14 protein-coding genes are annotated in these 14,540 nt (G+C 75.3%); 4 read left to right on the top strand and 10 right to left on the bottom strand.

Annotated features, from left to right (window positions below; all coding sequences use genetic code 11):
- Positions 1 to 10 precede the first annotated feature (10 nt).
- From ACIQUT_RS09665 to ACIQUT_RS09675, 3 genes are all read right to left on the bottom strand, one after another.
- The gene (locus ACIQUT_RS09665; protein ID WP_403561208.1) at positions 11 to 2,029 is read right to left on the bottom strand and encodes an ABC transporter permease; all 2,019 of its coding nucleotides are present in this window, start codon (positions 2,027 to 2,029) and stop codon (positions 11 to 13) included.
- A 225-nt stretch (positions 2,030 to 2,254) separates the two neighbouring features.
- Entirely contained in the window at positions 2,255 to 3,079 is an 825-nt protein-coding gene (gene modA / locus ACIQUT_RS09670; protein ID WP_403561210.1) for a molybdate ABC transporter substrate-binding protein, read from the bottom strand.
- A 219-nt stretch (positions 3,080 to 3,298) separates the two neighbouring features.
- Positions 3,299 to 3,694: a molybdopterin-binding protein gene (locus ACIQUT_RS09675; protein WP_403561212.1), complete on the bottom strand. Its 396-nt coding sequence runs from the start codon at positions 3,692 to 3,694 to the stop codon at positions 3,299 to 3,301.
- Positions 3,695 to 3,828: 134 nt separating this feature from the next.
- Here ACIQUT_RS09675 and ACIQUT_RS09680 point away from each other — a divergent pair, with 134 nt between their 5' ends.
- A complete protein-coding gene (locus ACIQUT_RS09680) occupies positions 3,829 to 4,212 on the top strand; it encodes an RNA-binding S4 domain-containing protein (RefSeq protein ID WP_403561214.1) in 384 nt (127 codons plus the stop codon).
- Positions 4,213 to 4,336: 124 nt separating this feature from the next.
- On the opposite strand, the gene ACIQUT_RS09685 is transcribed toward ACIQUT_RS09680, so the two are convergent.
- The 3 genes from ACIQUT_RS09685 to dhaK all read right to left on the bottom strand — a co-directional run bounded on the left by ACIQUT_RS09685 (position 4,337) and on the right by dhaK (position 6,436).
- Positions 4,337 to 4,741, bottom strand: a complete 405-nt coding sequence (locus tag ACIQUT_RS09685) for a PTS-dependent dihydroxyacetone kinase phosphotransferase subunit DhaM (protein ID WP_403561216.1) — start codon at positions 4,739 to 4,741, stop codon at positions 4,337 to 4,339.
- Positions 4,738 to 5,334 (bottom strand): dihydroxyacetone kinase subunit DhaL, encoded by a 597-nt coding sequence (gene dhaL, locus ACIQUT_RS09690; protein ID WP_403561217.1) that lies wholly within the window; start codon positions 5,332 to 5,334, stop codon positions 4,738 to 4,740. Before dhaL ends, ACIQUT_RS09685 begins: the two co-directional genes overlap by 4 nt.
- 103 nt (positions 5,335 to 5,437) lie before the next feature.
- A complete protein-coding gene (gene dhaK, locus ACIQUT_RS09695; protein WP_403561219.1) occupies positions 5,438 to 6,436 on the bottom strand; it encodes a dihydroxyacetone kinase subunit DhaK in 999 nt (332 codons plus the stop codon).
- Positions 6,437 to 6,616: 180 nt separating this feature from the next.
- On the opposite strand from dhaK, the gene ACIQUT_RS09700 reads away from it, so the two are divergent.
- Positions 6,617 to 7,261: an alpha-ketoglutarate-dependent dioxygenase AlkB gene (locus tag ACIQUT_RS09700; RefSeq protein WP_403561221.1), complete on the top strand. Its 645-nt coding sequence runs from the start codon at positions 6,617 to 6,619 to the stop codon at positions 7,259 to 7,261.
- A gap of 61 nt (positions 7,262 to 7,322) precedes the next feature.
- Here ACIQUT_RS09700 and ACIQUT_RS09705 read toward each other — a convergent pair whose 3' ends face one another.
- The 3 genes from ACIQUT_RS09705 to ACIQUT_RS09715 all read right to left on the bottom strand — a co-directional run bounded on the left by ACIQUT_RS09705 (position 7,323) and on the right by ACIQUT_RS09715 (position 9,516).
- Entirely contained in the window at positions 7,323 to 8,576 is a 1,254-nt protein-coding gene (locus tag ACIQUT_RS09705; protein ID WP_403561223.1) for an SUKH-4 family immunity protein, read from the bottom strand.
- A 109-nt stretch (positions 8,577 to 8,685) separates the two neighbouring features.
- Positions 8,686 to 9,009 (bottom strand): YkvA family protein, encoded by a 324-nt coding sequence (locus ACIQUT_RS09710; protein ID WP_403561225.1) that lies wholly within the window; start codon positions 9,007 to 9,009, stop codon positions 8,686 to 8,688.
- 45 nt (positions 9,010 to 9,054) lie between these two features.
- The gene (locus tag ACIQUT_RS09715; protein WP_403561227.1) at positions 9,055 to 9,516 is read right to left on the bottom strand and encodes a MarR family winged helix-turn-helix transcriptional regulator; all 462 of its coding nucleotides are present in this window, start codon (positions 9,514 to 9,516) and stop codon (positions 9,055 to 9,057) included.
- Positions 9,517 to 9,638: 122 nt separating this feature from the next.
- Between ACIQUT_RS09715 and ACIQUT_RS09720 the strand changes: the two genes are divergently transcribed.
- Together ACIQUT_RS09720 and ACIQUT_RS09725 are read left to right on the top strand one after the other, a co-directional pair.
- Positions 9,639 to 10,190: a DoxX family protein gene (locus tag ACIQUT_RS09720; protein ID WP_403561229.1), complete on the top strand. Its 552-nt coding sequence runs from the start codon at positions 9,639 to 9,641 to the stop codon at positions 10,188 to 10,190.
- Between the two features lie 190 nt (positions 10,191 to 10,380).
- Positions 10,381 to 12,192 (top strand): glycoside hydrolase family 15 protein, encoded by a 1,812-nt coding sequence (locus ACIQUT_RS09725; protein WP_403561231.1) that lies wholly within the window; start codon positions 10,381 to 10,383, stop codon positions 12,190 to 12,192.
- Between the two features lie 58 nt (positions 12,193 to 12,250).
- On the opposite strand, the gene ACIQUT_RS09730 is transcribed toward ACIQUT_RS09725, so the two are convergent.
- A complete protein-coding gene (locus ACIQUT_RS09730) occupies positions 12,251 to 14,431 on the bottom strand; it encodes a SpoIIE family protein phosphatase (protein WP_403561233.1) in 2,181 nt (726 codons plus the stop codon).
- Positions 14,432 to 14,540 lie beyond the last annotated feature (109 nt).

The following is a 14,540-nucleotide window of genomic DNA, read 5'->3' on the forward strand; positions in this document are numbered from 1 at the left end:
GGCGCGGCCCTCACAGCCGGACCAGCGTCACCTCGGTGGCCTTCACGCTCGTCCACACCGGCGAGCCGTCGGCCAGGCCCAGTTCGGCGGCCGCCTCGGGGGTGATCTCGGCGACCAGGTCCGGTACCGCGGCCGAGTCCACCAGCAGGCGCAGCCGGCTGCCGACCGAGGTGATCTCCCGTACGGTGCCCGGCCACACGTTGCGGGGGCTGCCGCCCGGCCGGTCGCGGTGCACGGACACCGCCTCCGGGCCGATGATCGCGAGGGCTTCGGTGCCCTCCGGCAGCGTCTCGGCCACCACCAGCCGGCCCCCGTCCGGCAGGACGAGCCCCTCGGCGGACGCGGTGCCCGGCCAGGCGTTGCGGCCCAGCATCCTGGCGACCCACGGGGACCGCGGATGGCGGGTCACCTCGGCGGGCGGCGCGTCCTGCAGGGCCCGGCCGTCGGCGAGGACGAGCACCCGGTCGGCCAGCGACACCGCCTCGACCGGATCGTGCGTGACGATCAGGCAGACGCCGCCGAAGCCGGCCAGGTGCGTGCGCAGCATGTGCCGGACGTGGGCCCGGGTGGCCTGGTCGAGGGAGGCCAGCGGCTCGTCGAGCAGCAGCAGACGGGGCCGGGCGGCAAGCGCCCGGGCCAGCGCGACCCGCTGGGCCTGCCCGCCGGAGAGCTGGCCCGGCTTGCGGTGGGCGAGGTGGCCGACGCCGAGCCGGTCCAGCCACAGCCGGGCCTCGCGGCGGGCCTCGGCCCGCGGCACCCGGCGCGCCCGCAGCCCGTACGCCGTGTTGGCGAGCGCGCTGAGGTGAGGGAAGAGGGCGCCGTCCTGCGGGACCCAGGCCACCTGTCGCCGGTGCGGGGGCAGCGCGGTGACGTCGGCGTCGCCGAGCCGGAGCTCGGCGTGGGCGCGCGGGGTGAGGCCCAGCAGGGCGCGGAGCAGGGTGGTCTTGCCGGCGCCGTTCTCGCCGACGACGGCGATGGTGGTGCCGGGCGGGGCGTCGAGGGTGAGCTCGTTGAAGCCGGTGACCGTGGCGTGCAGGGGCCAGCGGCCCCCGCCGGGCGGGCCGCTCCCGGCACCCTCGGCCCCGGCCTCGTCCGGTGCCGCGCCCGGTGCCGCGCCCGGGGCCGCGCCCGGGGCCGGGGCGAGCGGGCCCCCGCCGGGCCGGGCCGGCAGGGGCGGGGCCGCAGGGGCCTCCTCGGCCTCCGCCGGCCGGGCCGCGGCGGCCTCGCGGGCGGCGGGGGCGCCGGTCCAGCGGCCGCGCAGGGCGATCAGTACGGCCATGGCGATCGCCAGGAGCAGCAGAGAGACGGAGGTCGCGGCCTCCGGGCTGTCCTGCAGCAGCAGGTAGACCTGCAGGGGCAGGGTCTGGGTGGTGCCGGGCAGGTTCCCCGCGAAGGTGATGGTCGCGCCGAACTCGCCCAGCGCCCGCGCCCAGGTGAGGGCGGCGCCGGCCACCAGGCCGGGACCCACCATCGGCATCGTCACGGTGAAGAACACCCGCACCGGTGAGGCGCCGAGCGAGGCGGCGGTGTCCTCGTAGCTCCGCTTCAGGCCGCCGAGGGCGCCCTCCAGGCTGATCACGAGGAACGGCATCGCCACGAAGGTCGCCGCCAGGACGGCACCGGAGGTGTGGAACGGCAGCGTGATCCCGAAGGTGCCCTCCAGCCACGGCCCGAGCAGCCCGCGCCGCCCGAAGCCCAGCAGCAGCGCCACACCGCCCACCGTCGGCGGGAGCACCATCGGCAGCAGCACCAGCGAGCGGACGAACGCCTTGCCCTTGAACTCGATGCGGGCCAGCAGCCAGGCGAGGGGCACCCCGAGGAGCAGGGAGAGGCCGAGGGCCCAGAACGACACGACGAGCGAGAGCCGCAGGGCCTCGACCACACCGGGGCTGGTGAGGTGCGTGCCGAGGTCGCTCCACTCGGTGCGGACGAGGATCCCGACGAGCGGGAGCAGCAGGAAGGCGACGGCGACGAGCGCGGGCAGCGCCAGGGCGACGGGGGGCCGGGTGCGGGTGCGGTGTCTGCTCATGCGGGTTCCTGGCTGAAGCGTACGGGGACGGGGCCGCGAGGCGCCCGAGAGGGGAGAGCCGGACGGGGGAGCGGGGCGGGAGCGCGGGGCAGGGGGCGCCGGGGGGTGCCGGCCGCCGGACGCGCGGGAGGGACTGCCTGTCCCCCCCGGTTCAGGCAGTCCCTCCCGCACGTTCGGCACCCGACGTCTGACGTGCGGCGTCTGACGACCGGCGCGGATGCCGGCTCAGGCAGCCTTCTGGAAGCCCGCCTCCTGGAGGATCTTCTGGGCCTCGGGGCTGCTCAGCCAGGCGACGAAGGCGGCCGCGGCCTCGGTGTTCTTGGACTGCTTGAGCGTGGCGGCCGGGTACGAGGCCACGGCGTTCTGCTCGTCGGGGATCTCGACGGTCGCGACCTTGTCCGCGGACTTGGCGGAGTCGGTCTTGTAGACCAGGCCGGCGTCGGCCTCGCCGAGCTCGACCTTGCTCAGCACGGCGCGGACGTTCGGCTCCTGGGAGACCGGCTTCACCTCGATCTTCTGGGCGTCGAGGATCTGCTTGCTGTAGCGGCCGACCGGGACCTCGGGCGCGGCGAGCACCACCTTGATCTTGCTGTCGGCCAGGTCCTTGAGCGCGGCGATCTTGAACGGGTTGCCCTTGCCGGTCGCGATGACCAGGCGGTTCTTGGCGATGACCGCCGGCTCGCCGGTCTCGCCCTTCAGGCCGTCCATGGTCTTGGTGTCGGCGGTCACGAGTGCGTCCGCGGGGGAGCCCTGCTTGACCTGGGCGGCGAGCTCCTGGGAGCCCGCGAAGGAGAACGTGATCTTCGTGCCGGGGTGGGCCTTCTCGTACGCGGCGCCCGCGGTCTTGAACACGTCGGTGAGCGAGGACGCGGCGAGGACGGTGAGGTTGGCGGCCTTCGGTGCGGCGCCGGACGAGGCGGAGGCGCTCGCACCGGACCCGGCGTCGCCGGCCTTCTGGTCGCTGCTGCCGCAGGCCGACAGGGCGGGGACGAGCAGGGCTGCGGCGAAGGCCGCGGCCACGGCGCTGCGGCGGTTCACGGGGAGGGACATGGCTGGTGCTCCTCGGTCGGGTCGGCGGCCGTACGGTGGCCGGCTGCACGGGGGTGGCGACCCGCGCCGGTGACGGCGGAGCGGGCGGTGGTGCGAGACGAGCGGCGAAGGGTGAACGGCGAAGGGGACGGAACGGGACGGTGCGGTGCGGTGCGGGGTGAGGGCGGCGGGCGGGGGCCGGCGGGTACGGGGCCGGCGGGTACGGGAGCGGCGGCCCGGTCAGCCGCGGTCGATGTGCACGCTGGTCGACTTCACGCGGGCGGTGGCCCGCATGCCGACCTCCAGCCCGAGCTCCTCGACGGCCTCGCGGGTGAGGAGGGAGACCAGCCGGTGCGGGCCCGCCTGGATCTCGACCTGGGCGGACACGTCGCCGAGCGTCACGGCGGTGACGATGCCCGGGAAGGCGTTGCGGGCCGAGGTGTACGGATCGTCGTCCTCGGTGTGGGGCCCCTGGCCGACCTCGACGGAGAACGCGGCCAGGTCGCGGCCGTCGATCAGCCGCCGGCCGGCCTCGTCGCGATGGGTCGCGACCCGGCCGGCGTCGGCCCAGCGGCGGGCGGTGTCCGGGCTGACGCCCAGCAGGCGCGCCGCCTGGCCGATGGTGTAGGACTGCATGTGCGACAAGGTAGGCGCAGGTGGCGCGCATTTGCAATTCTCTTCGGATGATCTCCATGGCAGGTGCTTGTTCGATTGGCTGTTCCGCCGAAATGTGCACCGCGTCCGGGCCGACGGATCGCTAGAGTCGGGGCATGGCAGCTGAAACAACCGAAACGGGAACCGCACGGGTGGACGCCTGGATCTGGTCGGTCCGCCTGACCAAGACCCGCTCGATCGCGGCGACGGCCTGCCGCGCGGGACACGTCAAGGTCAACGGGGAACGCGCGAAGCCGGCCCAGTCGGTGAAGGCGGGCGACGAGGTGCGGCTGTTCCACGCGGGGCGGGAGCGCGTGGTGGTGGTCAAGCGGCCGGTGACGAAGCGGGTGGGCCCTCCGGTGGCCGCCGAGTGCTTCATCGACAACAGCCCGCCGGTCCCCACTGCCGTCGAAGCCGCCGTCGTCGGCATCCGCGACCGCGGCACGGGCCGCCCCACGAAGCGCGACCGCCGCGAGCTCAACACCCTCCGCGGCCGCTAGCGCTCCGGCCGGCCCGGCCACCCGCCCGGCCACCCGCCCGCCCCGCGGCGGCCCGGTCGCCTCGGGCGCCGGGCCGGCGCGTGGACCTGCAGGTGCGCGCGGGGGCCCGCGTGGTTCGGGCGGGTCAGGTCTTGCGGTAGGTGTAGGCCTCCGAGGCGGCCAGGGCCACGGCGTCCAGGGGTGCGCCCGCCGACGCGGCGACCACCGCCGCCACCGCCCCCTCCACGAACGGCGCATCCACCAGCCGGGTTCCCGGCGGCAGTTCCTCCTCGGCCAGCAGTGCCTTCACCGTCAGCACCGCGCTGCCCAGGTCTGCGAGCAGTGCAACCCCCGCCCCGCGGTCCACCTCCCGTACGGCCGCGGTGATCCGCTCCGCGCTCGTGCCGAGCCCGCCGGCCGCGGTGCCGCCGGCCGCGGCGACCGGGGCCACGGGCCCGCCCGCGGCCAGGCCCGCCGCCAGCTCCGCCACGGATTCCGCGACCCGGGCGCTGTGCGACACCAGCACGATGCCCACCATCTCCGCGGTCATCCGGCCACCTCCGCGAGGGCCCCGAGCAGCAGTGCGGCCGAGGTCGCCCCCGGGTCCTGGTGGCCGATGCTCCGCTCGCCGAGGTAGCGGGCCCGGCCCTTGCGGGCCAGCATCGGCACCGTGGCCTGCGCGCCGTCCTGCGCCGCGTCCCCGGCCGCACGGTACGAGGTGCTCAGCGCCGCCACCCCGGGGACCAGCGCGTCCAGCATCGTCTTGTCGCCCGGCGCGGAACCGCCCAGCTGCGCCACCGCGCCGACGCCCGCGTACAGCGCCTTGCGCAGGGTGTCGTCGGAGACCTCGGCGGCCTCCCCGAGCTCTTTGCCGGTCCGCCGCAGCAGCGTCCCGTACAGCGGGCCGGAAGCCCCGCCGACCGTGGAGATCAGGGTCCGGCCGGCCAGTTGGAGCACCGCCCCGGGTGTCCCGGGCCCCTCCGCCTCCAGCACCTCCCGTACGGCGGTGAACCCGCGCAGCATGTTGGCACCGTGGTCGGCGTCCCCGATGGGGGAGTCGAGCTCGGTCAGCCGGTCCGCCTCCTGCTCCACCACCGCCGCGGTGGCCGCCATCCAGCGCCGGAAGAAGTCTGCGTCACGCAACCCGGTTCTCCTCGCCTCGACTTGCCGCATACGTCACACGTCACACGGCACGCGGCACACCCCACACCCCATACCCCGCGGGCCGGTCCCGGCCACCCCGCGGTCAGCGGCCCCAGCGCAGCGCCGCGGTCTGCACGGGCGCGTCCCACAGCCGCAGCAGCTCCTCGTCCGCCCGGCACAGCGTCACCGAACACCCGGCCATGTCCAGGGAGGTGACGTAGTTTCCGACCAGGGCCCGCGCCACCGGCACCCCCCGCTCCGCCAGCACCGCGGCCACCTCCGCGTGGAACCCGTACAGCTCCAGGAGCGGCGTCGCCCCCATCCCGTTGACGAGCAGGAGCACCGGCCCGTCGGCCGGCCCTGCCTCCGCCGGCTCCGCCAGTACGGCGTCCACCGCGACCCGCGCGATCTCCCGCGCCGGCATCATCGGCCGCCGTTCGCGGCCCGGCTCGCCGTGGATGCCGATGCCCAGCTCCAGCTCCCCGTCCGGGAGCTCGAACGTCGGACTGCCCTTCGCCGGTGTCGTGCACGCGCTGAGCGCCACCCCGAAGCTCCGCGAGGACTCGGCCACCTGCCGGGCGAGCGCCGCGACCCGCTCCAGCGGGGCGCCCTCCTCTGCGGCCGCCCCGGCGATCTTCTCGACGAACAGGGTGGCGCCCGTGCCCCGCCGCTCCGCCGGGCTCCCGGTGACGGCGACGTCGTCGTTGACCAGCACCCGCTCGATCCGCAGGCCCTCCTCCTCGGCGAGCTCGGCGGCCATCTCGAAGTTCAGCACGTCCCCGGTGTAGTTCTTGACGACGAACAGCACCCCCTGCCCGGCGTGCACGGCGGTGGCCGCCCGCAGCATCTGGTCGGGCACCGGCGATGTGAAGACCTCCCCGGGGCACGCGGCCGACAGCATCCCGTACCCGACGAAGCCGCCGTGCAGCGGCTCGTGCCCGGAGCCCCCGCCCGACACCAGCCCGACCCGGCCCCCCTCGCGCGCGTCGCGCCGTACGACAACGCGCCGCTCCACATCGACGTCCAGCTCGGGATGGGCGGCCGCCATGCCGCGCAGGGCGTCGGCGACGACGGTCTCGGGACTGTTGATCAGCATCCTCATGGCGTCTCCCCGGTATAGGAGTGGCGGAATGGTGGAGTGGTGGAGCAGGTCGGGCCGGAGGCGAGCCTATGCGCCCGGACCGCCACATCGTCACCGAACGGGCACGACGGGTGACGTCGGCGGCCGGACCCGCGGCTCATCGGTCGAGCATATGTTCGAGTGGAGCGCTAGGGTGGTCCCATGCGCACGATCCAGGGCCTCCCCGCACTCCAGGGCTCCCTCTTCGACCAGGGCGACGAGATCCGCCTCGGCCCCCTCCGGGGCCTGCAGCGCACCCCGCTCGGGGCCGGGGCGTGGGTCGACCACCTGCCCGGCTGGCTCTCCGGCGCCGACACCCTCTTCGAGCGGCTCGCCGCGTGCGTGCCCTGGCGGGCCGAGCGCCGGCAGATGTACGAGCGCGAGGTCGACGTGCCGCGCCTGCTCGCCTTCTACGAGGAGGGGGAGCCACTCCCGGACCCGGTGCTCACCGCGGCCCGTGACGTTCTGACCCGGCACTACGCCGCCGAACTCGGCGAGCCCTTCACCACCGCCGGGCTGTGCCTCTACCGCGACGGACGGGACAGCGTCGCCTGGCACGGCGACCGTATCGGCCGCTCCGCCACCGAGGACACCATGGTCGCGATCGTCTCCGTCGGCGACCCGCGCGACCTGGCGTTCCGCCCGCGCGGCGGCGGCCCCACGCTCCTGCGGCTGCCGCTCGGGCACGGCGACCTCGTCGTGATGGGCGGCTCCTGCCAGCGGACGATGGAGCACGCGGTGCCCAAGTCGACCCGGGTCGTGGGCCCGCGCATCAGCATCCAGTTCCGCCCCCGGGGCGTGCGCTGAGGAAGGACCCCGGCCGGCCCCCGCCGGAGTGCCGGCCGGGGCTCCGGTCCGGGCGGCGGCCTCAGAAGCCCCACACGTCCAGCTCGGTGACGCCCGCGAAGACGTGCTCCCAGGCCTCCCCGCACGGGGTGTCGGTGTCCAGCGCGCCCGGTTCGAGGGCCTCGACCTCGCGTTCGAAGTCGGCGTGGACGTCCTCCGCCGGGTGCGGGCTCCAGAACGCCCCCGCGAACCGGTACACGGTCTCCAGCAGCCGGACGAAGGTCTCGGTGTTCCGGGCGAAGGGGAACGGCCCGCCGTCCTCGCTGACCGCAGAGACCGCGCCCGTCCCCGGATCGACCAGCACGCGGGTGAACCCGTACCCGACCTCGACGGTGCCCAGGTGCAGCAGGCCGTCGGCGTCGGGCTCCGGCTCCTTCGCCCCGTCCTCGGTCCACGCGAGGGAGAACGTGGCCGACCCGCAGGCCCACCACGCCGGCAGGCCCACCGCGGCGATCAGCTCCCGCGTCGGCCCGTGGGTGAGGGCCGCGGGCTGCCGGTCCTGCGGGGTGCGGACGACGTGGTCCGCGCCGAACGCGGCCGCCAGGCGGGCCGTGTCCAGCGGCAGCGCGCCGGCCACCGGGCCGTCGAACCAGGGCTCCGCCGAGCCCCGGCCGGCGAGCTCGGCGCCGTCGCCGGGGAAGTCGGCCGCCGCGGCGGGATTCCGTTCCAGGACGACGATCCCGCGCTCCTCGTACAGCAGGCAGCGGCCCCCGCCCAGCGGCACGGGATCCTCCCAGGTTTCGGGGCGGTACAGCTCCCACTCCTCGTCGTCCGGGTCGGAGCGGAACGGGCCGTCCTCCTCGGCCTCCTCCAGCCGCTCGGTGAACTCCCCGTCGGCAGGGGCCGGGCACCGCTCGCCCGTGGCCGGGTCGAGCCAGTGCTCCGCGGTCCACAGGGACCGGACCTTCAGCAGGACCCGGCCGTCGGGCCCGTCCCAGATCTCGACGCACCCGTCCCCGCAGAGGTTCGGTGCGGCCCGGTAGGCCCCGAGCGGCCGCCACCAGGCCCACACGGTCCGCCAGGGCATGCCCGGCTCGGCCGCGGCGACCTGCCCGGCGTAGGACTCGCGGCCCAGCACCTTCGCCGCGAAGTGCAGCCACGAGGCGAACTCGGCCCGCGACACCTCGGCGTCGCCGAGGGCGGCGGAGGCCTGGGCGAAGACCTCGCGGCCCACCCCGCCGCCGCCGGCGTCGGGCAGGTCCGTCAGGCGGGCGGGGCCGGCCTCCAGGAGGGCGGCGGGGGAGGCGAACAGAGCATCAAGATCGTCATGGGGCATGCGGACATCGTGCCACCGGCTTCCGACAGCCGACCCGGCCGATCCCCGCCGGCCGATCCCCCGCCGGCCGATCCCCCGGACGCGCCCGCCGGACCGCGCCCCGCCGGGCTCAGGCCTCCTTCGCCCCCGCCGTACCGCCGGACCGTACCGCCGCCGGGCTGCCGGACCGTACCGCGGACGCCGCCGCCTGCAATGAGCGCAGGGCGAGCAGCAGCACGCCGATGTCGTCCAGGTACACCGGGTCCGGGACCAGGTCCACCGGCGAGACGGTGTAGACGACGGCGAGCCAGAACAGCGCCTTGTCGCGCAGCGGGATCCCCGCGTCGAGCAGCAGGCGCCGCGTCCTGAAGACCCGTACGAGCAGCACGGCGGCCGCGGCCGCCAGCCCGAGGGCGAGCACCGCGACGACCACCAGCCAGACCGAAGCGTCCATGCCCCCTCTATACCCCTTCCTCCGGGCCCTGTCCCCTCGGGGGCCTCAGCCCTGCGTGCGCAGGCGGCCGCCGACCTCGCCCAGGCCTTCGGCGATCGCGTCGAGCTGCTCGGGGGTGAGGAGGTCGATGAGCACCTCCCGGACCGCGGCCACGTGCCCCGGGGCGGCCTCCTCCAGGCGGGCGCTGCCGGCGTCCGTGAGGACGGCGAAGACGCCGCGCACGTCGGAGGGGCAGCTGCGGCGCCGGACCAGTCCGGCCTTCTCCAGCTGGGTGACCTGGTAGGTCAGCCCGCTCTTCGAATTGATCAGGCCATTGGCGAGTTCCGTCATCCGCAGCTCCCGGTCCGGGGCCGCGGCGAGCCGCACGAGGATCTCGTACTGCGGGTGCGAGAGCCCCGAGTCGTCCTTGAGCTGCTGGTCGAGATGCCGGTTCACCAGGGCCGATGCGGCCAGGAAAGCCCTCCAGGCGCGCATCTCCCGATCGTCCAGCCATCTCGTCTCAGCCATGCGCCCAGCCTACACGGGTTGTTCCAATTTGAATCAATGGTTTAGGGTCGGTCACGTTCGAATTTGAACTACTTGGACCACTCCCTCTCCGCCGAGGGCAGCCCGACCGGAAGGATCCCCCCATGACCAGCCCCTCCGTCACCGCGACGAAGCCGCAGGCCGCCGCCGCCCCCCTCGCCCTCTCCACCCCCGCACACGACGCCGGCCTGCTGCTCCTGCGCATCGTCCTCGGCCTCACCATGGCCGCGCACGGCAGCCAGAAGCTCTTCGGCTGGTTCGGGGGCGGCGGGATCGGCGGCACCGGGAAGTTCTTCACCGCCAGCGGCTACCCGGCCGGCGACGCCATGGCCGTCGTCGCGGGCCTGACCGAGACCCTGGGCGGCCTCGGCCTCGCCGTCGGCCTGCTCACCCCGCTCGCCGGCGCCGCCGTCGTCGGCACCATGATCAACGCGATCGCCGTGCACGGCACCGGCTCGTTCTTCGCCCAGAACGGGGGCATCGAGTACGAGATCCTCCTGGTCGCCGGCGCCGCCGCCCTCGCCCTCACCGGCCCCGGCCGGTACGCCGCCGACCGCATGCTGCCCGTGCTGCGCAGCCACCGCCTCGCCCACGGCGCCCTCGCCGTCGCCCTGGGCGTCGTCCTCGCGGTCGTCACGCTCCTCATCCGCAAGTAGCCCGCTCCGGCCGGGCGGGCCGCCGCTGCCGCGGCCGGCCCGTCCCGCGGCCGGCCCGTCCCGACCGGCTCGGCGACCGGTCGGCTCGGCGCTCGGTCCGGGCGTGGTTGCGGCGGCCCGCGGCGGCAGAAGGGGCGGCGGTCCGCCTCGGCGCTGATTGGACCGGCACATCCGGGGGAAAAGCGCTCAAATGACGCAACGCATCGAGGACTACGCCCTCATCGGCGACCTGATGACCTGCGGGCTCGTCGGCCGCGACGGGTCCGTCGACTGGCTGTGCCTGCCGCGCTTCGACTCGGCCGCCTGCTTCGCCGCCCTTCTCGGCGACCGGGAGAACGGCCACTGGCGCATCGCCCCGGCCGACGCCGCCGAGGACGGGCAGTGCACCCGCCGCGCGTACGTCGACGGCACCCTCGTCCTGGAGAGCCACTGGGACACCGGCGACGGCGGCTCCGTCAAGGTCATCGACTTCATGCCGCAGCGCGACGCCGCCCCCGACCTGATGCGGATCGTCGAGGGCGTCTCCGGCCGCGTCACCATGCGCAGCACCCTGCGTCTGCGCTTCGACTACGGGCACGTCGTCCCCTGGGTCCGCCGCTGCGGCGGCAACGAGCGCGTCGCCGTCGCCGGACCCGACTCCGCGTGGTTCCGCAGCGAACCGCCCGTGCGCACCTGGGGCCAGGCCAAGAGCACCCGCTCCGAGTTCACCGTCGCCCCCGGCGAACGCGTCGCCTTCGTCCTCACCTGGCACCCCTCCCACCACCCGCGCCCCGAGCTCATCGACCCGCACGAAGCCCTGGAGCAGACTGTGGCCGACTGGCGGGACTGGTCCGACCAGTGCCGTTACGAAGGCCCCTACCGGGAGGCGGTGACCCGCTCCCTCGTCACCCTCAAAGCCCTCACCTACGCCCCCACAGGCGGCATCGCCGCGGCCGCCACCACCTCCCTCCCCGAGGAGATCGGCGGCGTCCGCAACTGGGACTACCGCTTCTGCTGGCTGCGCGACGCCACCCTCACCCTCGGCTCCCTCCTCTCCACCGGCTTCCTCGACGAGGCCCGCGCCTGGCGGGAGTGGCTGCTGCGCGCCATCGCCGGCGACCCCGCCGACCTGCAGATCATGTACGGCATCGGCGGCGAGCGGCGGATCCCCGAGGCGGAACTGCCCTGGCTGCGCGGCTACGCCGGATCCGCCCCCGTCCGGGTCGGCAACGCGGCCGTCGACCAGCTCCAGCTCGACGTGTACGGGGAGGTCCTCGACAGCCTGTTCCTGGCCCGCTCGGCCGGCCTGCCCGCCGAACGGCACGGCTGGCGGATCCAGCTCGCCCTCCTCGACTTCCTGGAGCAGAACTGGCAGCGGCCCGACGAGGGCCTGTGGGAGGTGCGCGGCCCCCGCCGCCACTTCGTCCACTCCAAGGTGATGGCGTGGGTCGCCGCCGACCGGGCCGTACGCACCCTGGAGGGCGACCCCTCGCAGCACGGCGACATGGAGCGCTTCCGGGCCATGCGGGACGCCGTCCACGCCGACGTCTGCGAGAAGGGCTACGACCCCGACCGCAACACCTTCACCCAGTACTACGGCTCCCGCGAACTGGACGCGGCCACCCTGCTCATCCCCAGGGTCGGCTTCCTGCCCCCCGACGACCCGCGCGTGATCGGCACCGTCGACGCGGTCCACGCCGGACTCGGCAGCAGCGGCCTGGTCCGCCGCTACAGCACCGAAGGCCCGTCCGTGGACGGGATGCCCGGCGCTGAGGGGGCCTTCCTCGCCTGCTCGTTCTGGCTCGCCGACGCCCTGCACATGACCGGCCGCGAGAAGGAGGCCCGGGAGCTGTTCGAGCGGCTGCTGACCGTCCGCAACGACGTCGGACTGCTCGCCGAGGAGTACGACCCCGCCGCCGGCCGCCAGCTCGGCAACTTCCCGCAGGCCTTCAGCCACATCGGCCTGGTGAACACCGCCCTCACCCTGGGCTTCGACGGGGGACACCCCGCACGCCCCAGGTGACGGGCAGGACAACGCCGGCCGCCACGCCGTCACGTCACGCCGTGCGGTCGCGCCGCCGTCACTCGGCCGCCGCCCCGTTCCCGGCCGTACGCGCGGCGAGCAGCAGGGCGATGTCGTCCGGCCGCTCGACACTGCCCCCCGCCTCCGCCACCAGCCGGTCCGCCGTCTCCGCCAGCGGGGACGGCCGGGCCGCCGCCAGCGCCGACCGCAGCCGGTCCACCCCGACGTCGAAGTCCGTGCCCGGCTTCTCCACCAGCCCGTCCGTGTACAGGGCGAGCACCGCCCCCTCCTCCAGCCGCAGCTGCGTCACCGGATACACCGCGTCCGCATCGACGCCCAGCACCACCCCGCCCGGCAGGTCCAGCACCTCGGTCCGCCCGTCGGGACGGCGCAGCAGCGGCTGCGGATGCCCCGCCCGCACCGCCAGCGCACGGCCCGAGTCCGCGTCGAGGGCCACGTAGCAGCAGCTCGCGAACTGCCCCGGGTCCAGGTCGATCAGCAGCCGGTTGGTGCCGGCCACCACGTCCTGCGGGGCGTTCCCGCTGAGCGCGAACGCCCGTACCGCGCTGCGCAGCTGGCCCATGGTGGCCGCGGCCGCCACCCCGTGCCCCTGCACGTCCCCGATGACCAGGGCCAGCAGGCCCGTACCCGTCTCGATCACGTCGTACCAGTCGCCGCCCACGTCCATGCCGACCGTGCCCGGCAGATAGCGGCCCACCGTCACCACGTTCTCCCGGACCGGCAGCCGGTGCGGCAGCAGCGCCGACTGCAGCCCGCGCGCCAGCGCCGCCTCCGAGTCGTACCGCTGCGCCCGCTCCAGGGCCTGCGCGATCAGCCCCGCCAGTGCCGTCAGCACCGTACGCTCCTCCGGGCTGAACCCGCGCGGCACGTCGAAGCCGAGGATGCACGAGCCCACCGGCCGGCCCGAGGCGATCAGCGGCAGGAACGCGCGCGCCCCGACGTGCGCGTCCAGCGGGATCCCCGGATACGCGGCCGCCAGGTGCTCCATCGACTCGAAGAACATCGGCCGCCCCGTGGTCAGGGTCTCCACGCCCGGCAGCCGGACGTCGAGCCCCACCCCGTCGAAGCGGTCGAGGAAGCCCTGCGGGAAGCCCGTCTCCCACGCCAGGTACAGGTGCCGCTCACTCAGCAGGTAGATCGCCAGCTGGCGGCCGCCGAAGGCGGGCAGCAGCTCCTGCGTGACCACCGCCGACACCTGCCGGGCCGTCATCGCCTCCGTCAGCGCGATCGCCAGCGCCACCGGCCGGTACAGCGCCGGGGCCCGGTCCGCGGCGGAGGCCGGCCCCGGGCCCGGCCGGACGGCCGATTCGGGCGCGGACGCGGGCTGCTCGGCAGCCGTGCCGATCACCACGGTCACCCCGTCGTCGGCGGGGTACAGGTCCACCGACACCCACTCCCCGGACGCCTGCCGGCCCCGCCGGGCCGCGAAGCGCACCGCGCCCCCGGACATGAACACCTCCCGGAAGTGGTCCTCGTACGCGGGATGCCCGAGCCACGGCACCGCCTCCCACAGCACCCGCCCGCGCAGCTCCGGCCCGCCCATGCCGAGCCGGCACGCGGCCGCGTTGACGTGCCGGATCCTGCCCCCGCGGTCCACGGACACCACCGCCTGCGTGAGCCGGTCCAGGGCCTCCCGGGCGCCGTGCGCACGCCCGGGCGAGGGAACCATCACCGGATCGCCGCACCAGGACACCGGCTCCCCGGCCGCCTCCAGCTCCGCGAGCTCCGCGGCCAGCCCCTCCGCGACCGCCTGGAGCCGCTTCCCCTCGGCGGACCCCACGCCGATCCCCGGCGTCGCGGGCCGCAGCACGAACAGCACCCCGAACCGATCCGGGCCGACGCCCACCGGCTCGTACAGCGACCCGAACGGGAACGGCAGCCCGGCCATCAGCTGCGGGAAGCGCCGCATGGCCGCATCCGCGTCCGGCAGGTGGACGGACCGGCCGCTGCGGTAGGCCTCGGCCACCGGGAACGGGCGGTTCACGTGCATCCGCCACCACGGCCGGTACAGCGACCCCGGCAGCCCCGTCAGCACGGCCAGCAACAGCAGCCCCGTGGTCCCCGAGCGCAGGTAGATCCCGCCCGCGAACCCGCCGACGGCCTGCACACCCTCGCCCGCCGCCCGTACCAGAACCCGGGCCGTGGCGTCGCGGGCGGGGCCGCTGTCCGGTCTCGCCGTCACACAGCCAGCATGCCCCCGGCAAGCGCGGAGCTGCATCCCGGCGCCGGGCCACCTCCGCGCCCGTACCCGCCGCGCCCGCGGAGCCCGTACCGGCCGAGCCCGCCGCTCGCGGAGCCCGAGCCCGCGCAGCCCGGACATCGTACGC

The organism is Streptomyces sp. NPDC090445 (assembly GCF_044769385.1).
Lineage (GTDB): Bacteria > Actinomycetota > Actinomycetes > Streptomycetales > Streptomycetaceae > Streptomyces.